The sequence below is a fragment of the Pseudomonas sp. QTF5 genome (assembly GCF_000512695.2).
In the GTDB taxonomy this organism is placed as follows: domain Bacteria; phylum Pseudomonadota; class Gammaproteobacteria; order Pseudomonadales; family Pseudomonadaceae; genus Aquipseudomonas.
In genome coordinates, this window is the sequence record NZ_AZRW02000010.1 from 63,254 (window position 1) to 84,914 (window position 21,661).

The 21,661-nt window shown below is 58.6% G+C and carries 20 protein-coding genes; 9 read left to right on the top strand and 11 right to left on the bottom strand.

The features are described 5' to 3' along the window. Positions 1-20 precede the first annotated feature (20 nt). Both IC37_RS10565 and ltrA read right to left on the bottom strand, forming a co-directional pair. On the bottom strand, positions 21-518 hold the full coding sequence (locus IC37_RS10565) for a hypothetical protein (protein WP_030132627.1): 498 nt from the start codon (positions 516-518) through the stop codon (positions 21-23). Between the two features lie 95 nt (positions 519-613). Continuing rightward, positions 614-2,311: a group II intron reverse transcriptase/maturase gene (gene ltrA, locus IC37_RS10570; protein WP_095920351.1), complete on the bottom strand. Its 1,698-nt coding sequence runs from the start codon at positions 2,309-2,311 to the stop codon at positions 614-616. Between the two features lie 1,353 nt (positions 2,312-3,664). Between ltrA and IC37_RS10575 the strand changes: the two genes are divergently transcribed. Further along, positions 3,665-5,719: a S9 family peptidase gene (locus IC37_RS10575; RefSeq protein ID WP_030132629.1), complete on the top strand. Its 2,055-nt coding sequence runs from the start codon at positions 3,665-3,667 to the stop codon at positions 5,717-5,719. A 214-nt stretch (positions 5,720-5,933) separates the two neighbouring features. Next, positions 5,934-6,407, top strand: coding sequence for a cyclic nucleotide-binding domain-containing protein (locus IC37_RS10580; RefSeq protein WP_030132630.1), 474 nt, complete (start codon positions 5,934-5,936; stop codon positions 6,405-6,407). A gap of 9 nt (positions 6,408-6,416) precedes the next feature. On the opposite strand, the gene IC37_RS10585 is transcribed toward IC37_RS10580, so the two are convergent. Continuing rightward, positions 6,417-6,707, bottom strand: coding sequence for a hypothetical protein (locus IC37_RS10585; protein WP_095920352.1), 291 nt, complete (start codon positions 6,705-6,707; stop codon positions 6,417-6,419). Positions 6,708-6,802: 95 nt separating this feature from the next. On the opposite strand from IC37_RS10585, the gene IC37_RS10590 reads away from it, so the two are divergent. The 4 genes from IC37_RS10590 (at position 6,803) to IC37_RS10605 (ending at position 8,996) form a co-directional block, all read left to right on the top strand. Then, positions 6,803-7,489, top strand: a complete 687-nt coding sequence (locus IC37_RS10590) for a spermidine synthase (RefSeq protein ID WP_030132632.1) — start codon at positions 6,803-6,805, stop codon at positions 7,487-7,489. Positions 7,490-7,583: 94 nt separating this feature from the next. Continuing rightward, positions 7,584-7,958, top strand: coding sequence for a YajD family HNH nuclease (locus tag IC37_RS10595; protein ID WP_030132633.1), 375 nt, complete (start codon positions 7,584-7,586; stop codon positions 7,956-7,958). A 102-nt stretch (positions 7,959-8,060) separates the two neighbouring features. Next, complete coding sequence (locus IC37_RS10600; protein ID WP_030132634.1) at positions 8,061-8,531, top strand: RNA methyltransferase; 471 nt, start codon at positions 8,061-8,063, stop codon at positions 8,529-8,531. A gap of 87 nt (positions 8,532-8,618) precedes the next feature. Then, a complete protein-coding gene (locus IC37_RS10605; protein WP_030132635.1) occupies positions 8,619-8,996 on the top strand; it encodes a DUF2892 domain-containing protein in 378 nt (125 codons plus the stop codon). Between the two features lie 287 nt (positions 8,997-9,283). Here IC37_RS10605 and IC37_RS10610 read toward each other — a convergent pair whose 3' ends face one another. The 8 genes from IC37_RS10610 to IC37_RS10645 all read right to left on the bottom strand — a co-directional run bounded on the left by IC37_RS10610 (position 9,284) and on the right by IC37_RS10645 (position 17,796). Further along, complete coding sequence (locus IC37_RS10610) at positions 9,284-10,513, bottom strand: hypothetical protein (RefSeq protein ID WP_030132636.1); 1,230 nt, start codon at positions 10,511-10,513, stop codon at positions 9,284-9,286. A gap of 138 nt (positions 10,514-10,651) precedes the next feature. Next, positions 10,652-11,101: a YcgN family cysteine cluster protein gene (locus tag IC37_RS10615; RefSeq protein ID WP_030132637.1), complete on the bottom strand. Its 450-nt coding sequence runs from the start codon at positions 11,099-11,101 to the stop codon at positions 10,652-10,654. Positions 11,102-11,342: 241 nt separating this feature from the next. Beyond that, a complete protein-coding gene (locus IC37_RS10620; RefSeq protein WP_030132638.1) occupies positions 11,343-12,275 on the bottom strand; it encodes a D-2-hydroxyacid dehydrogenase in 933 nt (310 codons plus the stop codon). 120 nt (positions 12,276-12,395) lie between these two features. Next, complete coding sequence (locus tag IC37_RS10625) at positions 12,396-12,689, bottom strand: YcgL domain-containing protein (protein ID WP_007898694.1); 294 nt, start codon at positions 12,687-12,689, stop codon at positions 12,396-12,398. After that, the gene (gene rnd, locus IC37_RS10630) at positions 12,686-13,819 is read right to left on the bottom strand and encodes a ribonuclease D (protein ID WP_030132639.1); all 1,134 of its coding nucleotides are present in this window, start codon (positions 13,817-13,819) and stop codon (positions 12,686-12,688) included. Before rnd ends, IC37_RS10625 begins: the two co-directional genes overlap by 4 nt. 123 nt (positions 13,820-13,942) lie before the next feature. Then, positions 13,943-14,605 (bottom strand): class I SAM-dependent methyltransferase, encoded by a 663-nt coding sequence (locus IC37_RS10635; protein WP_030132640.1) that lies wholly within the window; start codon positions 14,603-14,605, stop codon positions 13,943-13,945. A 73-nt stretch (positions 14,606-14,678) separates the two neighbouring features. Beyond that, positions 14,679-16,328 (bottom strand): phosphoethanolamine transferase, encoded by a 1,650-nt coding sequence (locus tag IC37_RS10640; RefSeq protein WP_030132641.1) that lies wholly within the window; start codon positions 16,326-16,328, stop codon positions 14,679-14,681. A 160-nt stretch (positions 16,329-16,488) separates the two neighbouring features. After that, positions 16,489-17,796, bottom strand: coding sequence for a glutamine synthetase family protein (locus tag IC37_RS10645; protein ID WP_371916322.1), 1,308 nt, complete (start codon positions 17,794-17,796; stop codon positions 16,489-16,491). A 612-nt stretch (positions 17,797-18,408) separates the two neighbouring features. Here IC37_RS10645 and IC37_RS10650 point away from each other — a divergent pair. The 3 genes from IC37_RS10650 to IC37_RS10660 all read left to right on the top strand — a co-directional run bounded on the left by IC37_RS10650 (position 18,409) and on the right by IC37_RS10660 (position 21,638). Next, a complete protein-coding gene (locus IC37_RS10650; RefSeq protein WP_030132643.1) occupies positions 18,409-19,593 on the top strand; it encodes a cyanate transporter in 1,185 nt (394 codons plus the stop codon). A 14-nt stretch (positions 19,594-19,607) separates the two neighbouring features. Beyond that, complete coding sequence (locus IC37_RS10655) at positions 19,608-20,555, top strand: DMT family transporter (protein WP_030132644.1); 948 nt, start codon at positions 19,608-19,610, stop codon at positions 20,553-20,555. A 147-nt stretch (positions 20,556-20,702) separates the two neighbouring features. Next, positions 20,703-21,638 (top strand): LysR family transcriptional regulator, encoded by a 936-nt coding sequence (locus IC37_RS10660; RefSeq protein ID WP_030132645.1) that lies wholly within the window; start codon positions 20,703-20,705, stop codon positions 21,636-21,638. Positions 21,639-21,661 lie beyond the last annotated feature (23 nt).

Below are 21,661 nucleotides of genomic sequence, written 5' to 3' on the forward strand. Positions count from 1 at the left end.
GATTCAGTACAGGGGCACGGTTACAGACGCGGTTCGACCCGCAAACGCTGAGGGTTACTCGGCACCGGTGGCCGGCCGTAACGATCATCGCCGGCCCCGCCGAAAGGCTGATCGTCGTCAGGCCCGTCGGCCCGCGCGGCAGCCTTGGCGGCCGCCGCCTGTTCCTTGCGAGCGTTGGAAGCGCGCTCGATGGGGAAGCGAATGGCCACGAAAACCAGGTAAATGCCGAAGGCAATCATGCCGTACATGAACAGATCGGAAACCGCGCGCCAGGCGTTGTTGCCGACCTTGAACAGCAAGTCGAGGGCAGTAATGGCGATGGACGGGGCGATCTTTTCTTTCACCGGGTCGATGATGGTCGGGCTGAACAGCAACACCGCCACCAGCAGCCGCAGCGGCTCACGCAGCCAACGCCACATCCAGCGGGTGATGCGCATCCACACCAACAGGCAGCCTAAAGCGGCAAAGGCGTAGAGGCCCCAAGCGATCAGATAGTCGTTCTCGGTCATGGTGTCCATGGCAAGGCAGGCAAGTCGGGTAGAGACAAACCATTTCTGGTCTGCCTCCCCCTAAGAACCGTACGTGCGCCTTTCAACGCATACGGCTCAAGTCTTTAGAAAGCCCCTTGCGGAGCCGGCTTGTTTACTGTCAATCCACGGCTGTGAAGCTGTTGATGACAAACTGGGTGCAATAGTACCCGGTTATCCAAGGTGTCTCCACCGCCATGGGAGCGTTGGATTATGTGATGGTCGTGCCATCCACTGACCTTGGTGATTGGCTGTTTGCACAGCGGACAAAGGCCTTGCTGGCCTTGAAAGAGCCTGACAATTTGCTTCCGGTACTTCAGCTTTTTGAGCATCCGTTCCATTCGTAGCTTCTCGCCCATTTCCTCCATGGAAGGGTCAAAGGGATTGTATTCCCCACTCACCTTCCGATGCCTCTCAATCGGAATACTCGCTAACGAGTACATAGGAGCTAGTGTTTTCGTCCCGTCCGCCTTCAACACCGTGGTGGCGAATACCCAACTCCTGCCTTCGTGAGCCTGAAAATAACTCCTCCGGACCCACTCCAGCGACTTGTTAGGATGTCGCCGTTTCGCCCAACGCCAAAGAGCATGGAAGATCGAATTGTCCATCCGGCTGTACGCCTTCTTGGCAACCACAGGCTGGTGATACAGCGCCCAGCCTCTGAGTATCGGGTTTAGCAGTCGGACCAGATCCGCCTGCTTTACCGTTTTGTTGGTGCTGATGACCTCCTTTACCTTGCGGTAGAACGCTTTCACGTTCTTTTTGCTTGGCTTGATCAGGAGCTTCCCGTCGTACTTGCGGAAATTCCATCCTAGAAAGTCGAACCCCTCATCTATGTGAACGACACGGGTTTTCTCGAGTGACAGCTGCAGTCCCCGTACTGCCAGGAACTGCTCAACCCAAGGTTTGATCTCGTTTTCCAGCACCTCTTTCGAGCCTCCCGTAATCACAAAATCGTCCGCGTAGCGCACCACGTTGATTTTCAGCTTCTTGGCCTTTGTCACGCCCAGATGTTGCTTGAGCTGTGTTTCCAGACCATCCAGCACCATGTTTGCCAAGGTGGGCGAGATAATCCCGCCCTGCGGCGTACCGGCATTCGTTGCCTGTAGCTGGCCCTTATGAATCACGCCAGCCTTTAACCATTTCTGGAGAACCACCTTGTCCGTAGGGACGTGGGCGATCAACCAGTCGTGGTTGATATGATCAAAGCAACCTTTGATATCCGCCTCCAATACCCATTGGGCCGAAACCCTCTTGGATAAACAGACGAATAACTGACCCATCGCATCCGCCGTTGAACGCTCGATCCGAAAGCCATAGCTGTTCGGATCGCCGGTGGTTTCCGCAATGGGCGCCAAGGCCAGCAGATATAACGCCTGCATAGCCCTGTCAGTCATGGTCGGGATGCCCAGTGGGCGCTCCGTCCCATTTGACTTCGGAATGAAGACACGCCGTAGAGGCCGTGGCTTGTATCCGTGGCGCTTCAACCCGTTTGCCGCTTTCCATTTGGCATCGGGTGTATCCCAAAGCACGCGGTCGACTCCCGCCGTGCGCTTGCCCTGGTTTTCAGTGACTCGCCGTGTAGCCAAGTATCTGGCCGAACGAGAGCGAGTCAGCATCCGTTGCAAGGATTTAACCCTGCGCCAATTGCCTTCCCGACAAGCCTTCGCAATCCGTAGCTGCATCGCCCGGACATTCCGCTGGACACGACACCAGTCGATGTCGTGCCATTGCTGCGGAGCGCCGGAAGGCGCAGACACGGCCGTATGGCTATGTACTTTCATGCTGCCTTCCTCTCAACGCGCCTGAGCGGAAGACGTACGCATCCCCTGACGGGAATGGACGCTCCCGTCAGGGTTGGATTAGTAGGAGACCAATACTGCTGGCCTCTAAGATCATTGAGACAGGTTCAATCAGAGCTCATGCGACGAAAGACCACGCAGAAGTCTGCCCGGTTTCCCGTGGGGTTATGTTTCAACCCCTATCCGAACCATTACAGCTCGGCGTTCGCTTTCTCTGCGATCCCATACCCGCACAGCCAACAGCTCACCTTGCGGCTCGCCTGCCCGAAGGCAGCCATACGGGCTTACCACGTTCCCTGCCTGTCACACGATTGGTTTAGGGCCTGCCTTTCCGCCGGTGGTTTTGATGACGACGTACCTCCAGCCTCTACAGAGGTATCCGACCACGTGCCTTTTGGCTCAAGCCTATTAGCAGTTTTGGCTTGTTTATAATTACGACGTTTATCAGCAGTTCACATATGTTGCCCATGCCAACCAGCCTGGCGCCTCAACCCGGTACTGCTCCGAGCATCTCTGCATCACCTCGCGGCAATTGCAGACCCGTTTGGGGGCTACGTTGTTAGAAAAGCTTCACACCTCACCGTTACCGATGACGCATGTTTTCCTAGGCTATCGTTGGTCGCACAACGAGTCCGCTGCTAGCTTGAGGACAAGCTAGATGGACAATGACAGACAGAGCTTTCGCTCGCGTCTTCACATTGAGGGGGGCAGGAACTGACTAGCAGCATGCCCAAAGAATTATTTCCTCCTGTTTCAGAAGCAGGAGAAAACCCCTGCGGGGATTCTCTCCCGCATGGGTAGGGTTCTAAAAAGAACCGATGATTTGATGGGCGCTCCAGAACCAGTGAAACCCGTTCTGTGGTCGAACCTCCGAGCGCTAGTCGACCTTGGGGTGCCACCGCCGCAGCGGCAAGTCCTTGAAGGCATTGGACTTCTGGAACGGTTTTGTTTCTCGGGATTGGTTACCCAAGCTGTCGGTTTCCTTTCGAAAACCCTTCAAGATGACCATACACCTTGAAGTCTTGAAGACACGCTACGCGTGTCGCACAGAGGCGCTTATAGTAACGACTTTTCGCACGTCAGGCTTGTCCCAATACCAGTCGGGCAAGACAACAGACCCTGTGGGAGCGAACTTGTGTGGTGAGGGAGGTTATGGCGAGGGAGCTTTTGTGGCGAGGGTGCTTGCTCCCGTTGGGCTGCGAAGCGGCCCCAAAAAAGGAACTGCTGCGCAGTTCAACGGCAGCAAGCTCCCTCGCCACAGAAAAGCCCCCTCACCATAAGCCCGCTCCCACAGGTTGCGAAGCCCCTATTCCGTACATTGTTCGAGAGTCATTCATGCCCTTATCCGCCAACGTCAACAGCGCCCCGATTGCCCACAAGGCCGACGGTTCTGACCCGTATGCCTGGCTGCAGGAGCGCGACACCGACGCGGTGCTCGATTACCTGAAAGCTGAAAACCGCTATCAAGAGGCGCAAACCGCCGATCAGGCCGGGCTGCGCGAAACCCTGTTCGAAGAGATCAAAGCGCGGATTCTCGAAACCGATTTGTCGCTGCCCTCGCCTTGGGGCCCGTACCTGTATTACACGCGCACTACCGCCGGTGACGAATACGCCCGTCACTACCGCTGCCCGCGTCCGGTCGATGGCAGCCTGCAGATCGACGAAAGCCAGGAACTACTGCTGCTTGATCCGAACGTGCTGGCCAAGGGGGGCTTCTTTTCCCTGGGCGCGTTCAGCATCAGCCCGGACCACCAGCGTCTGGCCTACAGCATCGATTCCAGCGGCGAGGAGATTTACACGCTGTTCGTGAAGGAATTATCCAGCGGCCGCGTCAGCGAACTGGAATTCCAGGACTGCGACGGCAGCATGACCTGGGCCAACGACAGTCTGACGCTGTTCTTCGGCGAACTCGACGAGACCCATCGCCCGCACAAACTGTTCCGATATCGGCTGGACGGCACCGCGGCCGAAGAAGTGTTCCATGAGCCGGATGGTCGATTCTTCCTGCATTGCTACCGCTCCAGTTCCGAACGGCAACTGCTGTTGTCGCTGGGCAGCAAGACCACCAGCGAAGTCTGGGTGCTCGACGCCTCTCTGCCGCATCAGGCCTTTACCTGCCTGGCGCCGAGGGTCGAAGAACATGAGTACGATGTCGATCACGGCAAACTCGATGGCGAGTGGACGTGGCTGATCCGCACCAACCGCGATGGCATCAACTTCGCCCTGTACCAGGCCGTCGATACCGGCGTCGCGCCGACCGAAGCCGACTGGCAGAACCTGATTCCCCACAGCGACACAGTGATGCTCGAAGGCATGAGCCTGAACGCCGAGGCCATGACCCTGAGCCTGCGCGAAGGTGGCCTGCCGATCATCGAAGTCCGCCCACAGGACTTGGTGCCCTATCGCGTGCAATTGCCGGACGCGGCCTACAGCCTGCATGTGCAGAACAGCCTGGAATTTGTCAGCGACCGGATCCGTCTGCGCTACGAAGCCTTGAACCGTCCGGCGCAGATCCGCCAACTGATTCTGACCAGCGGCGAGCAGCAAGTCCTCAAGGAAACCCCGGTGCTCGGCCCGTTCGACGCCGATGCGTACGTCAGCCAGCGGCTTTGGGCGACGGCACCGGACGGTACGCAAGTGCCGATCAGCGTTGTGGTCAAACGCGAGTTCCTCGGCAAGCCGACGCCGCTTTATCTGTACGGCTACGGCGCCTACGGCGAAAGCCTCGACCCGTGGTTCTCCCACGCGCGCCTGAGCCTGCTGGATCGCGGCATGGCGTTTGCCATCGCTCATGTACGCGGTGGCGGTGAGCTGGGCGAAGCCTGGTACCGCGCCGGCAAGCAGGAACACAAGCACAACACTTTCAGCGACTTCATCGCTTGCGCCGAACACCTGATCGCCAACGGCTTCACCACCCCATCGCAGCTGGCGATCAGCGGTGGCAGCGCCGGTGGCTTGCTGATCGGCGCGGTACTCAATCAGCGGCCGGAGCTGTTCGGTGCGGCGATTGCCGAAGTGCCGTTCGTCGACGTGCTCAACACCATGCTCGACCCAGAACTACCGCTGACCGTCACGGAATACGACGAGTGGGGCAATCCACAAGAGCCGGACGTCTATGATCGGATCAAGGCCTACGCCCCGTACGAAAACGTCACCGCGCAAGCCTATCCGGCAACGTTGGTGATCGCCGGCTACAACGATAGCCGTGTGCAGTACTGGGAAGCGGCCAAATGGGTAGCGAAATTGCGCGCGACCAAAACCGACGCCAACGCCTTGTTGCTCAAGACTGAACTGGGTGCCGGGCATGGCGGGATGAGCGGTCGTTATCAGGGATTACGTGACGTAGCCCTCGAATACGCATTTGTTTTCAAGGTTTTGGGCATCGCCTGAGGAACTTGGCCTGGCGTACCGGTCTTAACACCGACACCGGATCCGGATACAACATAAAACCAATGTGGGAGCGGGCTTGCTCGCGAAAGCGGTGTGTCAGTCAACATTGATGTTGAATGTGAGCCCCCTTCGCGAGCAAGCCCGCTCCCACAGGGGATCAACGGCTACCCACGATCCGGAACAGACATAGACACAAGAAAAAGACCGTGACGACATGTCAGAACCGACCTTACTGAACAAAGAAATTCGCGACTGGCTGATGGACTGCGGCATGTTCGATCAACTGCTGCCGGCAGACTTCGTGGCGGCTTCGGGATATTTCAGCATCAGCACCGTCGCCGAAGGCGAAGAGATTTTCCATGAGGGCGATGCCGGCAGTTTCATGTGCATCATCCACACCGGCCAGGTCGCGGTGCAGAAGACCAACAGCGACGGGCAGCGGGTGACCATGGCTACCTTGCGCAGCGGTCGGGCGTTCGGCGAAATGGCCGTGCTCGACGGCGAACGGCGTTCAGCCAGTTGCGTGGCCGCGAGCAATTGCCAGTTGCTCAACCTGGGCAAGGACTCGCTGGAAAAGATGCTCAACGACGCGCCAAAAATCGCCGCGAAGATCATCCGCGCCCTCGCCGTTTCCCTTTCCAAACGATTGCGCATGGCCGACGGGCAATTGCTCTCGCAGCAGGTCTAGTGTCCTGTCTCACCCGCCCGGTGTTTTGATTTTCGTCGTGCTCGGCTCAAGGCCTGGCAAAGTCTGGTCCTTGGGTGGATTGGGCATTTCGATCGGCGGCAACAACGGTGGCCCGCCACTGCCGGAACCGGCCTTGGGCACGCTGGTCGGGGTGATCTGCGGATACGGCGTCGGCGTGGCGGTGCCGGGTGAACCGGGCATCGGCACAGGGCTGGTGGGGATGGTTTGCAGCTCTTGGGCCTGCACTGCAGTTATCGAGAGCGCGGCCAGGGCAATGACCGTTAGAATGGTGCGCTTCATCAATGGCTCCATTGGCCTTGTGGTCTTTTGCAGGCTACTCCCAACTGCACTCGTTTGCCTTCTTCCATCTGTCAATTTTTCCTCAAGAGAGCCCCATGAAACGTTTCGTTCTGCTCGACACCACCCCCATTCCTGAAAACGGCGGTGCCTTGTGCCTGTTCGAATATGGCGAGGATTTCGTCATCAAGATTCAGGGCGGTGACGGCGGGCAGTTGATGAACACACGCATGCACGGCTCCGAAGATGCACTGGCCGAAATCCCCTGCCGCAAGGTCGCCGGCCGGCCGAATTCGCGGGTATTGATCGGTGGCCTGGGTATGGGCTTCACCCTCGCCTCGGCGCTCAAGCATTTGGGCAAAACAGCTGAAGTGGTGGTCGCTGAGCTGGTGCCCGGCGTGGTGGAGTGGAACCGCGGCCCGCTGGGCGAGAAAGCCGGCAACCCGCTGCTCGACCCGCGCACCGTGATCCGTATGGAAGATGTGGCCAAAGTGCTGCAAGCCGAGCCGCTAGGTTTCGATGCGATCATGCTCGACGTCGACAACGGCCCCGAAGGCCTGACCCAGAAGGCCAACAGCTGGCTCTATTCCGCTGGGGGCCTGAGTGCCTGCGCCAAGGCCCTGCGCCCCAAAGGCGTGCTGGCGGTATGGTCGGCCAGCGCCGACCGGCAGTTTTCCGACAAGCTGAAAAAAGCCGGTTTCAAGGCCGAGGAAGTGCAAGTCTTCGCCCACGGCAACAAGGGCACCCGCCATACCATCTGGATTGCCGAAAAGCTCAAGGGCTGAGCGTGGGCCTGTCATCACTTATTTCCTAGGCCGCGAAATAAGCAAGCCCTACACTTGGCTCATAACCGTCATTAGTCTTTACAAAGGTGAACCCATGAGTTCGTCAACGCCTCCGTCCAACACGTCGAAGCTGGACCGCATCCTTGCCGACAACCAGCGCGACAAGGAAATGGGTTACCGCGACAAGGCCCTGAAGATGTACCCGCACGTGTGCGGCCGTTGCGCCCGTGAGTTCTCCGGCAAGCGCCTGAGCGAACTGACCGTGCATCACCGCGACCACAACCACGACAACAACCCTCAGGACGGTTCGAACTGGGAGCTGTTGTGCCTGTATTGCCACGACAATGAACACTCGCGGTATACCGATCAGCAGTATTTTGATGAAGGCTCGCTGAGTACGCCGAAGATTGCCAAGGCGACGCACAACCCGTTTGCGGCGTTGGCGGGGTTGATGAAGAAAGACGAGTAACCCACCTACTGATCGTTCCCACGCTCTGCGTGGGAACGATCACTGACCACCCTCCCCCAATCCCCGTATAATCGCCGTTTTTTCCCCGAAGGCACCCCGCTCGTGGCAGATAAACGGTACAGCTGCATTGGTTTGTATAACCCCAAATCACCGGAGAACGTCGGTTCGGTGATGCGCGCCGCCGGCTGCTATGGCGTGGCGTCGGTGTTTTACACTGGCAAGCGCTATGAGCGCGCCGCCGATTTCGTCACCGACACCAAGAAGGTCCACTGCGACATTCCGCTGATCGGCATCGACGACCTGAAAAAAATCCTGCCTCTTGGCTGTGTGCCGGTCGCGGTCGAACTGGTCGACGGCGCCCGTTCGCTGCCGGAATACACGCACCCGGATCGCGCCCTCTACATCTTCGGCCCCGAAGACGGTTCGCTGGATAAAGACATCCGCGACTGGTGCGAAGACGTGGTCTACATCCCGACCACCGGCTGCATGAACCTGGCGGCCACCGTCAACGTTGTGCTGTACGACCGCATGGCCAAGGGCAACAACACCCGCTCCGGGCCGAAATTCCGCTGAATTGCCGCATATTCGATGGAACAAGCCGCTCGCCCAGACAGTCAGCTAAATATGCTGAAGCAACCCTTCCCTGCCTGGAGACAGATCATGCGCGAGTTCAATCCTGTAGAACGTATCGAAACCACCCCGTTCCAGAGCCCTTCCGTACAAAACGTTCATGGTTGGGAACGCGCCGGCTCCCTGGCGGGTGGCGTGGTCATGCTGAGCAAGGGCCTGCGACGCGGCGGCGTGTTCGGATTGATTGAAATAGCCATCGGCGGCATGGCCCTGGCCCGGGGAATCACTGGGCATTGCTCGGCGAAAAGACTGTTGGAAAAGAACCGTCAGGACATGGAAAACGCACGCGCGAGAATCGAGCGCGCCGGAGATGAGCTGAGCCGCATGAAAGCCAATGCCGAAGCGGCGACCAGCACGGCGACCGTGACGGGTAATGATTCGTTGAACTCGCCGAAGGCTGGAGTCTGATCCGAAAGTTGCGATGGGGCTCAGGGCCTCTTCGCGGGCAAGCCTCGCTCCTACAGGAATTTGTGAATTCTATCGTTCCTACGGGAATTGTGTGGATCCTGTAGGAGCGAGGCTTGCCCTAATGCCAGTCAGTTAAGCGCAATTCAATGTGGGAGCGGGCTTGCTCGCGAAAGCGGTGTGTCAGGCGACATCAATGTTGACTATGCCGCCGTCTTCGCGAGCAAGCCCGCTCCCACAGGTTTCGCACCTTAACTGACTGGCATTAAGGCTTGCCCGCGATGGCGGTGCTACTGAAGCAACCCGGTATCAAGCACCTTGGAAGACTCGCCAATAACGCTTTCCGCGAGCTGAATGAATTCCTTGGTATCCACACTTTCCAAATGCATCGCCCCACGCAGCACATCATCCAGCGAGCGCTTGTTGCGGGTTTTCAGGCGAATTTCGCGATCCAGTTCCTGTAACAACACCACCGCTTTGGCCACCTGCGCCGGGTTGATCTGCTCACCGCGCAAAGTGCTGACCTTCTGGCTGTCCTTGATCAACTTGCTGTGCAGGCTCTCATACCGCTCATCACTCATGCCGCCTGCGCGGCGCACCAGTTCGATGGCGTAATACTCGGCAAACCCTTCGCTGATCCAGTCGCTGCGCTGGCTGTCGTTGATCCGCCCGAACGCTTGAACCAGTTCACGCACCAAGGCACTGCTGCCGCTCTCGCTGACCAGCGGCAGACGCGTGTTCAGGTAGATCGATTCATGCGCGGCCGAGCTGCCGCGCCACATCGGGTCGTTCGCGCCGACAATCAGCAACTTGCTGGGATGACGCGGAAAAACCGCCTGCACTTGCGGCCACACGAACGTCAGCAGCGTCAGCACGTCCATGCGGCGCATACCCTGCCCCTGAGGCGAGGCGACGGTGACTTCGGTTTCCCCCAGTCGCGTGCGACGGCTGCCGAGGTGGCCGGCGACCAACCAGCCAGTGGGACGGTCGAACAGGCGCGAGACGTTATCGATCCGGAACTTGTTCTTGCCGATCCGCGGCCAGGCGGTTTCGACGCTTTTCCAACCGCTGGGCAATTCGAACTCAAGGCGTGAAACCAGTTCGATGCCGTCCTGTTGATCGAATTTGGCCGCCGGCACCAGGTCATCGCCACGCATCAGCGCCCAGTTTGGGGTCATGCGAGTGTCGAAGCTGCCGCTCTTGCGCCCGTGGCTGATGCGCACGCGGTAGGTCAGGCTGGCCTTGTCGGCAGTTGGGCGCCAGACACCACGGGCCTGTTTGCCGGGTGTGAGCTGCCATTGGCCATCGGCCTTGAAATCACTGTAGTGACTGCCGTCGCCCAAGTCGAAATCCAGGCTGCGCACCGCCGAACCTTGGGCCAGGGTCAGGCGCACTTCGGCCTGATCGCTTTGCGGCAACAGGCGCACGTGATAATCCAGATCGACTTTCTTTGCCGCCCATACAGGCAAACTCAGGGCCAGCAGCCCGACAGCCAACGCCCGCCGCACTCCCACAGCCATACACACTCCTATTGTGGCGAGCGAGCTTGCTCGCGCTGGGCTGCGTAGCGGCCCCGAATTTTTGTCATCTCTTCCTATTTTGTGAGTGCTACGCACTCAAGCGGGAGCAAGCTCCCTCGCCACCATAAGCAATGGGAATTAACCCGCGCGAAAAATCAGATGGTCTTCCCAATCGTCTTCGGCCACGCTGCCCTCGGCGAGCATGCGCCCGGACTGGGAAATACGTTCGTGATGCACCGCCTCGCGATCACCGCACACCAGGTGATGCCAGAGCGGCAAATCCTTGCCTTCGCTGACCAGTCGATAGCCGCAGGTCGGCGGCAGCCATTTGAACTCATCAGCCTTGCCCGGCGTGAGCTGGATGCAATCGGGCACAAAGTCGCGGCGGTTGAGGTAATCAGTGCACTGACAGGTTTTGAGGTCCAGCAGTTTGCAGGCGATACGCGTGTAGTAGACGGAGTTATCGTCTTCGTCCTCGAGTTTTTGCAGGCAACACAGGCCACAGCCGTCGCACAGCGATTCCCATTCCTCTTGATCGAGTTGATCGAGGGTTTTGCGTATCCAGAACGGTTCGACTTTGGCGGCCATGGTTCAAGCATCAACATCAGGTGGTGAAAAGGCCGCCAGTCTAGTGCCAAGGCATCGGTGGGCCAAGCATTGGCGACTGTCGGTACACGGCACTTGTGAGTTTTTGCGCCGCCCGGTAGCTTTGCCAGTCGCAAAGAGCCCTACCCACGTGCCATTTACGCAGTGGCGATCGGCAAGCTGGGCGGCAAGGCGACGCTGGCCGAGTACCTGCAAGCCCGCTCCCACATTGATCGCGGGGGTTTCAATACCCGCGATTGAAATCCACTTCCCCACGCAATGCTTCACCCGCCTGATACGCCCGCAAGTTTTCGACAAACAACTTCACCATCATGGGTGGCGAAGTCGGTGCCGAACTGTGGCCGGTCAACAACAGGCCCCACGCGGTCCAGAACGGATGGCGTTGCGGCAGCGGTTCCTGACGGCAGACGTCGATCACGGCCCCGGCCAGATGCCCTTCCTTCAAGGCTTCCACCAGATCCGCATCGACCACCGCCACGCCGCGCCCGACGTTGATGAACAATCCCGTCGGCTTGAACTGCTTGAACAGTGCGGCGTCGTACAGGTCGTGAGTATTCGGGGTATTCGGCAGCAGATTGATCACGTAATCCGCCTCACCGACCAGCCGCGGCAAATCACTCAGCGCGCCGACTTCGACAAAGGGTGCCTGCTCCCGGGCGGTGCTGGCGATGCCATACAACTTGACGCCAAACGGCAGCAGAAACTGCGCCACCGTCTGACCGATGTCACCGGTGCCGACGATCAACACCTTGCGTCCGGCCAGGCTTTGGCCCTGGCGATTGTCCCATTTGCGCTCGACCTGGCTGACCAGCCGCGGCAGCACTTCGCGCTCGTGGCCGAGCATGTAAGTCAGTACGTATTCGGCCATGACCTGACCGAAAATCCCTACCGCGCGAGTCAGGCGATAGTGCCGTGGCAGGCCGTCTGCCAGCAACGGCGTGATGCCGGCCCAGGTCGACTGCAGCCATGCAGGCAGGTGACCCTGACGCAACAGTGTCGCCAGCAGGTCCGGCTGGCCGAGCCAGACCGGGCAGTCGGCGGCCTGACGGGCCAGTTCGGCGGAGTCGCCGCTGGTCAGTACTTCCAGATCAGGCGCTGCCTGACGCAACAGTTGGGCATACACAGGATGGTCGTGTTCAGCAATCAGAACGCGCATGGTTCAAACCTTTCAAAAACAGTGCAGACGGCCGCCGACGGAGTATCACTCCATCGCCCTGGCCATCGTCAAAATCATTCCAGTGTTTCATGAAGGCTCTGAACAGAGCCTGTCTGTCGACTACATCGGATCGTTGCGTCGCAGCAATTCTTCCGGCAGGTGCTCGATGTATTCGTCTTCGGCCGGCGGCATTTGCAGGTGGTAGCCCTGCTTCTCGAGGTTTTCCAGCACCACAGTGATGTCTTCGCGCGACAGCTTGCGCTCGGGCGTCAGCACCAGATCGAAAGCGTGATGCGGTTTGCCGAAGGCAGCCATCAAACTTTCCGGAACGCGCTCCAGTGCATCGCTTTTGAGCACATAGAGGTACATCTCGTTTTTCTTCAGGCTTCGATAGATGGAGCAAATACGTTTCAAGGCTGTTCTCCGGCGGTGGCCAGGCTGTCGAGCAGCGCCTGGCCCATCAATTCGCGGCGCCAGCCACGCAGCGAATCAGGCAATTGGTAAGGACCATTGGGGAAGCCGCTTTTGAGCAACGCTTCCAGGGTTTTCTTGCGCAGCATCAGCTCTGGCGCAATGTTCAGGCGCTCGGCTTCGGCCTGGCCGATGGCGCGCAGCTGTTTGACCAGCGCGGCGGCTTCCACCGGTAACGGCTCCGGCACTGCTGGCGGCCATTGATCAGGCGACACACTGCCAGAGCGTTTGATCAGATCAAGCAGAAATTCGCCGTCCTGACGCACGGTACGCGGGTGCATGTCTTCGATTTTCGCCAGCGCGCCGAGGTTGTCCGGTTGCGTACGCGCCAATGGCCACAGGGAATGTTCACGGACGATGCGGTTGCGCGGCAGATCACGGGCACGGGCCTGCGTCTCACGCCAGGCGCAAAGTTCACGCAACACGGCGAGTTGGGCGCGGGACAGTTTCCAGGCCAGTTTGGCGTCGCGATAGACCTCATACGGGTCGACCTCGCGACGCAGATTGGCCACCAGCTCGGCACCGTCTTCCAGGACCCAGGCGTACTTTTCGTCAGAAAGCTTCGGACGCAGCTGTACGAAAACTTCCGCCAGATGCAAGGCATCTTCGGCGGCGTAGCTGATCTGGGTGTCGGACAGCGGACGTTGCAGCCAGTCGGAACGGGTTTCGCCCTTGGGCAGGTCGATGCCGAGCACCTCCTGCACCAGTCGCGAATAGCCCATCGAGAAACCGAGGTTCAGGTAAGCAGCGGCCAGTTGGGTGTCGAACAGCGGCGCCGGTAAGCTGCCGGTCAGGCGCAGTAATACTTCGAGGTCTTCGCTGCACGCATGCACGACTTTGACCACGGCCGGGTTTTCCAGCAACGCGGCCAATGGCTGCCAATTGTCGATGGTCAGCGGATCAATCAGGTAAGCGCGTACGCCATCGCCGATCTGCAGCAGGCCTGCGATCGGGTAAAAGGTGTCGACCCGCATGAATTCGGTGTCGAGGGCAACGAATGGCAGCTGCTGCCACTCGGCACAAAACTGACCGAGGCTATCGTTGTCGCGAATCCAGTGAATATCGATGGCCACACGGCTCTCCCTTGAAGAATGGCGCGCAGTATATATCGCCCCCGACGATTTCCGCGCATCCACTGAACAAGAGCTTTAGCGAAAATACCTGCAGAACAGCAAGAATTGTCTGACAGGTGGAAATTAGTTGCCCTTGCGCAACACGTAGACCCGCATCCGCGCGCAACCCGGCAGGAAGTCCTGATGGCTGAGCAAGTGGAAACCCGCCTGCCTGAACTCGGCCTCCAGCTCGGCCTTGCTCGCCTGCGGCTGGACCTCTGCGCCCTCCACGTCCGATCGGCGCAGCTTGAAACGCCCATCAACCCGCACAGCCACAATCACTGTATCGCGACTGACCCGGTGGAACTCGCCCAGCATGGCCAACCGATGCTCAGGACTGGCGATGTGTTGAAACAGTTGCATGCAAAAAATGCAATCAACCGCGTTCGCCGACAAAACGATGGTGAAGGCTGAACTCTGAAAAGTCTTGACCCGCTCCAGCAAATGCTGCGGATGGTGAGTGCGGGCGTGATCGAGCATGTCCTGAGATGGATCGGTCGCAAGAATCACCCGATTCGCATGCTCGGCCAGTACCGGCCAGAAGCGCCCGGCACCGCAGGCCACATCAAGAATCAATCCCGGTTCGCCCGCGACCTGAAGCGCGTTACGCACCAGTTGCTCATCGCGCCAGAACGTCAAACGCCCCGCCAGGCCACGCGGTCGCGACTGAAGGCAGACGCGGGCGTGTTCCTGATCGTAGCGCCGGGCGAACTCGAGTTCGATGGCGGATGGGGGCTGCGCGGACATGTGCAATGGCTCTTGTTGGAATATCGACTGAGGGCAGACTAACGACTGGCGCGTGAAAAAAAGGTCGACGGCCTCATTCTTTGGCCAGCACACCGTCGATCACTGCACCGCGGCATCCGGCAAACATGTCCAGCTCCGGGTTATAGACCTTGCTGTTGACCTCCAGCAGGCCAAGCATGGAATGGAACAGGTTGTCCTGACTCAGGGGCTTTTCGCGACTCAGTTGCAGGCAATGGGTGTCGACCGAAAACGACTTTTGATAGCTGTCGGAGAACCACGCCAGCATCGCTACATGCTTCTGTTGTTCCGGCGCCAGCAGGTAAGGCGTGCCATGAAGAAACAGGTTGTATTCGCCTAGCGATTCGCCGTGATCCGACAGATAAAGCATCGCGGTATCGACTTTGTCCTGGTTGCTGCGCAACAGATCGATCAGGGTCGACAGCACATGATCGGTGTACACCAATGTGTTGTCGTAGCCATTGACGATACTTTCGCGGCTGCAATTGTTCAGTGCATTGCTTTCACACACCGGGGTGAAGTGTTCGTATTCTTTCGGGTAGCGCTTGAAGTATTCCGGACCGTGACTGCCCATTTGATGCAGTACCAGCACGGTGTCTTTATCCAGCGTGTCGATGAAGTGCTGCAAACCTTGCAGAAGAATTTCATCGCGGCACTCGCTGTTGGCGCACAGCACCGGGTCTTTCAGGTTACTGACGTCGTCGACAGTGACCCGATCGCAGGTGCCTTTACAGCCCGACTGGTTATCGCGCCAGATCACCTCGAGACCAGCGTGCTTGAGCACGTCCAGCAGACCTTCCTCGTTCTTCGCCTTGCTGGCGTTGTAATCCTTGCGGCCCATGTTGGAGAACATGCAGGGCACCGAAACGGCTGTTTCCGTGCCGCAAGAATGCACATCGGTGAACGCGATCAGGCCAGCCTCTTTATCCAGTTTGGGTGTGGTATCGCGGTCATAACCCAGGATGCCAAAATTCTCCGCCCGGGCACTTTCGCCCACCACCAGTACTGTCAGGGATTTACGGCCGTGGGTCTGCCAGATAGGGTTTTTCCGAGCGTCTTCGCCGATGTTGATGAAGGGCTGGCGGGCAGACACTACTTGCTCGCGCAGATAGCCGAGCGAGGCACCTATGTAGTTGCTCGGCACCACCATCAGGCGCAATTCATGGTGATTGCGAAACAACGACGACAGGCCTTGATAGTTGACCAGGGCGACACCACCGATCACCGCAACCGATGCGACACTCACCAGCACTTTACTTAATAACTCGCGGTGCCAACGACGATAATTAACCGGCGTTTTCCACAACAACCACGACGGTAAAATTCCGAGCAATACAATATAAACAAACAACTTCACAGACAGTAAATCGCGCACTTCTGTGGCATTGGTTTCTGCAAAGTTACGAAACATACCGGCGTCGATCAACACACCGTATTGGCTCATGAAATAGGCCACGCCGGCACTGACCAAAAAGATCAGCGTCAACACGGGTTTCATCACCGGCCGGAATGCCAGCAAGGTCAGCACAATGTTGAAGACCGCCAGGATCATCACCCCGAACGCGATACGCATGGCGCTGCCTTGACCGTCTGCAGCGGTGATATCGAAGAGGTGTTGCCAGAGAACTGAATTGAACCCTGCCACTAAAAAGGCACTGGCAATCAACACCACCCACTCGGGGCGCACGGCTTTGAACTTCAACATGATGATCGGCTGTTCCTGAAAAGAAGTGCCCGCGGTAAATGTGAAAATTTCATTTACCGCGACAACACAAATCTTAAGCAGCCAACCCTCAATTTTTCGTGAAAAATAAGCCACCGATTAGTTGGCTCATGGCATTATGCCCAAACTTTCAACACTAATTTCAGGCCTGATGCAAGTACCAACGCCAGTCCTGCTCACCGACTTCGCCCATGAACTGCCGGTATTCGGCACGTTTCACCGCCAGATACACGCCAAGAAACTCACCGCCGAAGGCCTCCCGCGCCCAGTTCGATGCCTCCAGCGCTCGCAACGTGGTCAACCAGTCGGTCGGCAACAATTCCGTGGCCTGGGCATACCCGTTGCCCTCCACCGGAGCGCCCGGGTCAAGCTGCTCGCGGATGCCGCGATGAATCCCGGCCAGAATCGCCGCAGCCGCCAGATACGGATTGGCGTCGGCACCACAGATGCGGTGCTCGATATGCCGGGAGAATGCCGGCCCGCCGGGCACCCGCAAACTCACGGTGCGGTTGTCCACGCCCCAGGTGGCCGCCAATGGTGCGTAGCTGTTGGTCTGGAAACGACGGTACGAGTTGGCGTTCGGACAGAACAGCAGCAACGAATCGAGCAACGTGCCGAGCATTCCTCCGACCGCTTGTTTAAGCAGCGGCGTGCCGTCCGGAGCCTCGCTGGCGAACAGGTTGTTGCCGTCCTTGTCCGCCAGGCTGACGTGCATGTGCATCCCGGTGCCGGCCATATCATCGAAAGGCTTGGCCATGAAGCAGGCTGTCATTCCGTGTTTGTGGGCCACACCCTTGACCAGCCGTTTGTAACGCACCGCTTCGTCCATCGCCTGCAAAGCATCGGTGCGGTGTTCAAGGGTGATTTCCACCTGCCCCGGCGCATATTCGGAGATCGCCGTGCGCGCCGGAATGCCCTGAAGTTTGCAGGCGCTGTAAAGGTCGGCCAGAAACGGCTCGATTTGCTCCAGTTCCCGCAAGCCGTAAACCTGCGTGGCGCGTGGCCGCCCGCCATCGACATCCCGCGCAGGCTGCGGCCGGCCGTTGCTGTCGCGCTGCTGATCCAGCAGATAGAACTCCAGCTCCGCCGCCATCACCGGGTAATAACCGTCGGCCTGCAAGCTTTCGATGACCTTGGCCAGCAGGTGCCGTGGGTCGGCGATGGTCGCGGGCATGCCCTCCTTTGGATGCATGCTGACCTGCACCGCCGCCGTGGGAATCAATCGCCATGGCATACGCTGCAAACTGCCGCTGATCGGATAGGCCCGGCAATCGATATCACCAACGTCCCAGACCAGCCCGGAACTCTCTACATCATCGCCATTGATGGTCAGGCCCAGAATGGTACTCGGCAGCGGCCGCCCGCTTTCGTACACCGCCAGCAGTTCATCGCGATGCAGCAACTTGCCCCGTGGCACACCGTTGTTGTCGACGATGAACAGCTCGAACATCCCGATATCCGGATTATGTTCCAGGAAGGACAGGGCTTGTTCTTTCGTGGCGAAGGATGTCGTGGCACAACTCATGGGAATTCTCGTCTATCCGCGTCAGGCAAACGCACAGGCGCCGCCGGGTTGATCCCGGCGCACAGCGCGGGACCTGTCAGAACAATCAACGGGACATGCAAGAATCCGGCGGGCGCGCGTGGCGGCAGTGCCATAGCGCCCAGAAGGCCAGTTCGGAGGGAAGTGCGACCGGACAACCGTCCATAAAGAAGACCGCGGTAAACAGATGATCCGCAGCGTCACATGGGCGGTTAAGTCGTTAAATCGGGTTTTGAAGAACCTTGGGTGTGGATTGGCTAAACATTCACTAAATGCCTTAAGTGAACAAAATCTACCAACCACCGCAGGCCTAATGTGGGAGCGGGCTTGCTCGCGAAAGCGGAATGTCAGTCGACAGAGATGTCGGATGTGACGGCCCCTTCGCGAGCAAGCCCGCTCCCACATTAGATCTGCGTTGCACCACAGCTATTTAATTTTTAAATACCGCTCCAGACTTTCTGATTTGCGGCCTCCGAGGCTCGCGCGCCTAATCGGCTCCTTGTTTTTGAAGGTCCGATTATGGAAAACGTTCGCGCAACCTCCCGTCCTGCCTTCTGGCTGATGTTCGGCATCATTCTTGTTGCCCTGAACCTGCGTCCGTCCATGGCCGCTGTCGGTCCTTTGCTATCAGCCATTCGCGGTGATATCCCGCTGAGTTTCAGCCTGGCCTCACTCCTGACGATGCTGCCAGTCATGGCCATGGGGCTGGCGATGTTCTTCGGTATCGGTATTAGTCAGCGTTTGGGCGAGCAACGCACCGTGGTGCTGTCACTGCTGATCATCGGCTTGGCCACGGTGTCGCGGCTGTTCCTCGATTCGGCGGCGGAACTGATCTTGAGTGCCGTGTTGGCTGGCATCGGCATTGCGTTGATCCAGGCGTTGATGCCCGCCCTGATCAAGTCCCGTTTCAGCGACAACGTTTCCGTGTGCATGGGCCTCTACGTGACGTCGATCATGGGCGGCGCGGCAATCGCGGCGTCGTTTGCGCCGCTGGTGATGACCCGCACCGACAGTTGGCGAGTGGGCTTGGCGATCTGGGCAGCGCTGGCGCTGGTGGCGTTGCTGTTCTGGTGCGCCCACCGCTCGGGGTTGCCTACGCTGGATGCCAAATCATCAGGCAAAGAATCCTTTTTCACCCATTCCCGCGCCTGGTTACTCGCGATCTTCTTCGGCCTCGGCACGGCGTCCTACACCTGTGTGCTGGCCTGGCTGGCGCCGTACTACGTGGAAAAAGGCTGGAGCGAACAACAGGCCGGTTTGTTGCTGGGCTTTTTGACCGCCATGGAAGTGTTGTCGGGGCTATTGGTACCCGCCATCGCCAACCGCAGCCGCGACCGGAGACTGGTGCTGGTGGTGTTGCTGACGCTGATCATGGCCGGTTTCTGCGGGCTGATTCTGAGCCCGCAACACCTGAGCCTGTTGTGGCCCTGCCTGCTTGGACTGGGCATCGGCGGGCTGTTCCCGATGAGCCTGATTGTGTCATTGGATCATCTGGACAATCCCCAACGCGCGGGCGGGTTGACTGCCTTCGTGCAGGGCATCGGTTACCTGATTGCCGGCCTCTCGCCGTTGATGGCCGGGATAATTCGCGATCAGTTGGGCAGTTTCGAATGGGCCTGGTGGTCACTGACCGGCGTCATGGCATTGATGATCCTGATCGCTCTGCGCTTCGATCCGCGGCATTACGCCAAACACATTCACTGACCCGGCCCCCCATCATGAAACGCACAGGTTTTGCTGCGGCTCACGTCGGCATGCTGCTCTGGGCACTGTTGATTGCCGTCTCGTTTTCCGCGGCAGCCCAGGTCAGCCAGGCCATCGACCCGATTCTGCTCACCGGTTTGCGCCTGCTGTTTTGCGCCCTGGTGTTTTTTCCCCTGCTGCTGTTCAAGGGCGACACCGCCATGAACATCCAAGGACTGCTCAGCCATGCGGTGCTCGGTATGCTGCTGGCGCTGTATTTCGGCTCGTTGTTCGAAGCGCTGCGCTACACCTCGGCAGTGAGCACTGGAACGATGTTTGCGCTGGTGCCGTTACTGACGCTGCTGTTCGAAGCCTTCCTGATACCCGACAACAGACTGAAACAACGCGTATTGCCTATGCTGATTGCCGCAGCCGGTGCCGTGCTACTGGTGTGGAAAGGTGCAGGCCCCGGCGAACTGCCATCGCTGTACGCAGTGTCGGTGTATGGGGTCGGCTGCCTGGCGATGGCGCTTTACTCGCCCCTGAGTCAACGGCTCAAGGCCAAAAGCCTCAAGGGGCGCGGCCCGGTGGGCATGACCTTCTGGAACATGCTGTTCGGCGCGCTGTTTCTATTGGCGTTCTGTGGGTTCAGTGGCGGCTGGCGATCGGCGTCGTTGCTGACTGTGAGCGATCTTTGGTGGTTGATCTATCTGGCACTGTTCGCCACCCTGGCGACCTTCTGGCTACTGCATCGAGCCATTGGCGTCATCGCACCCTCCTCGGTCATTTCCTACATCTACCTGAGCACTCTATTCATCACGCTGTTCCACTGGTTCTGGCTACGCCAATCGCCACTCGCCCAGGAAATCATCGGCGCGTTACTGGTAGGCGCAGGCATGCTGGCGCTGCTAATATCCAGCCGCGACGCGATCCCCGCGCAGCCATCAGCGTTAAAGGCCTCTGGCCAGCTTTCAAGAGATTGAATTCATAGGTCGTGTTCGTAACATTTTCTGTCCCACAACTGACCATGAAAAATCCTACAAGGCATTCTCTTGGCACCATCGTTCCGTTAGGATCGTTCGCACACGTTTGCGCACAATCAGCGCAAAGGGCACAGCGAGACAGAATGGATGCTGAACAGTAACTTGCTTAGAAAGCTCGACATGCAGGACCTCATGGTGTTTGTCGCCGTGTATGAGCAAAGCAGCGTCACTGGTGTGTCGGAGGCGCTCTGCGTCAGCCAGTCCACTGTGAGTTACTGCCTGAAAAAACTGCGCACCAGTTTCGAAGACGAGTTATTCATCAATACCCGCATGGGTATGCGCCCCACCTACAAAGCCAGCACCATGCATACCCATGTGCTGAAAATTCTCGAAAGCATCAACCTGTGTCACGCCGGGACACCGACCTTCGACCCGACCTTGCAACCGGTCACCTTCAATATCTGCGCGCCGGAGTACTTCGAGCAGTTGATCCTGCCGCGCCTGCTGAAGAGCTTCGATTTCGCCGACCTGCCAGTGGTGGTCAACATGCACAAGTTCGAAACCGACATCCCGGCCGAAGAACTGCGCGACGGCAGCCTCGACCTGGTGATCTGTTTCGGCCCGAATTTTCATCGCAGCCACGCCGATTTCAACTTCAGGATGCTGCTGGAAGATGACCTGGTCTGCGTCTTCGACAAACGCGCCACGCCGCTGGAACCGCGCTTGAGCCTGCAAGCATTCACTCAACGCCGGCATGTGTTCCCGACGCCCTGGACATCCACTACCAATATGGTCGACGGTTGGCTTGCTCAACAAGCCCACAAACGACAGATAGTCGCGCGTTCCAACAGCTACAGCGCGGCGCTGAAGATGATCACCGGCACCGATTTCATCCTGACCTTGCCTCGACGCATCCAGCAATTGCTGGCCAACGAGGCAATTTTCAATCACTGCGAAGCGCCCAATGGCCTGCCGGGCTTCACCCTGAACATGCAGTGGAGTCAAAGTGTCGATCAGGACAGCGCCAACACCTGGCTACGCGAGCAAGTGATCAAAGCCTGCGTCGAGCAGGAAATGGCCTGAAACTCAGTGGCCAATGGCAGTCT

Coding starts and splice junctions, on each gene's coding strand:
- IC37_RS10565 (WP_030132627.1), bottom strand. CDS start 518: ATGGACACCATGACCGAGAACGACTATCTGATCGCTTGGGGCCTCTAC.
- ltrA (WP_095920351.1), bottom strand. CDS start 2,311: ATGAAAGTACATAGCCATACGGCCGTGTCTGCGCCTTCCGGCGCTCCG.
- IC37_RS10575 (WP_030132629.1), top strand. CDS start 3,665: ATGCCCTTATCCGCCAACGTCAACAGCGCCCCGATTGCCCACAAGGCC.
- IC37_RS10580 (WP_030132630.1), top strand. CDS start 5,934: ATGTCAGAACCGACCTTACTGAACAAAGAAATTCGCGACTGGCTGATG.
- IC37_RS10585 (WP_095920352.1), bottom strand. CDS start 6,707: ATGAAGCGCACCATTCTAACGGTCATTGCCCTGGCCGCGCTCTCGATA.
- IC37_RS10590 (WP_030132632.1), top strand. CDS start 6,803: ATGAAACGTTTCGTTCTGCTCGACACCACCCCCATTCCTGAAAACGGC.
- IC37_RS10595 (WP_030132633.1), top strand. CDS start 7,584: ATGAGTTCGTCAACGCCTCCGTCCAACACGTCGAAGCTGGACCGCATC.
- IC37_RS10605 (WP_030132635.1), top strand. CDS start 8,619: ATGCGCGAGTTCAATCCTGTAGAACGTATCGAAACCACCCCGTTCCAG.
- IC37_RS10610 (WP_030132636.1), bottom strand. CDS start 10,513: ATGGCTGTGGGAGTGCGGCGGGCGTTGGCTGTCGGGCTGCTGGCCCTG.
- IC37_RS10615 (WP_030132637.1), bottom strand. CDS start 11,101: ATGGCCGCCAAAGTCGAACCGTTCTGGATACGCAAAACCCTCGATCAA.
- IC37_RS10620 (WP_030132638.1), bottom strand. CDS start 12,275: ATGCGCGTTCTGATTGCTGAACACGACCATCCTGTGTATGCCCAACTG.
- IC37_RS10635 (WP_030132640.1), bottom strand. CDS start 14,605: ATGTCCGCGCAGCCCCCATCCGCCATCGAACTCGAGTTCGCCCGGCGC.
- IC37_RS10640 (WP_030132641.1), bottom strand. CDS start 16,328: ATGTTGAAGTTCAAAGCCGTGCGCCCCGAGTGGGTGGTGTTGATTGCC.
- IC37_RS10645 (WP_371916322.1), bottom strand. CDS start 17,796: ATGTTCGAGCTGTTCATCGTCGACAACAACGGTGTGCCACGGGGCAAG.
- IC37_RS10650 (WP_030132643.1), top strand. CDS start 18,409: ATGGAAAACGTTCGCGCAACCTCCCGTCCTGCCTTCTGGCTGATGTTC.
- IC37_RS10655 (WP_030132644.1), top strand. CDS start 19,608: ATGAAACGCACAGGTTTTGCTGCGGCTCACGTCGGCATGCTGCTCTGG.
- IC37_RS10660 (WP_030132645.1), top strand. CDS start 20,703: ATGCTGAACAGTAACTTGCTTAGAAAGCTCGACATGCAGGACCTCATG.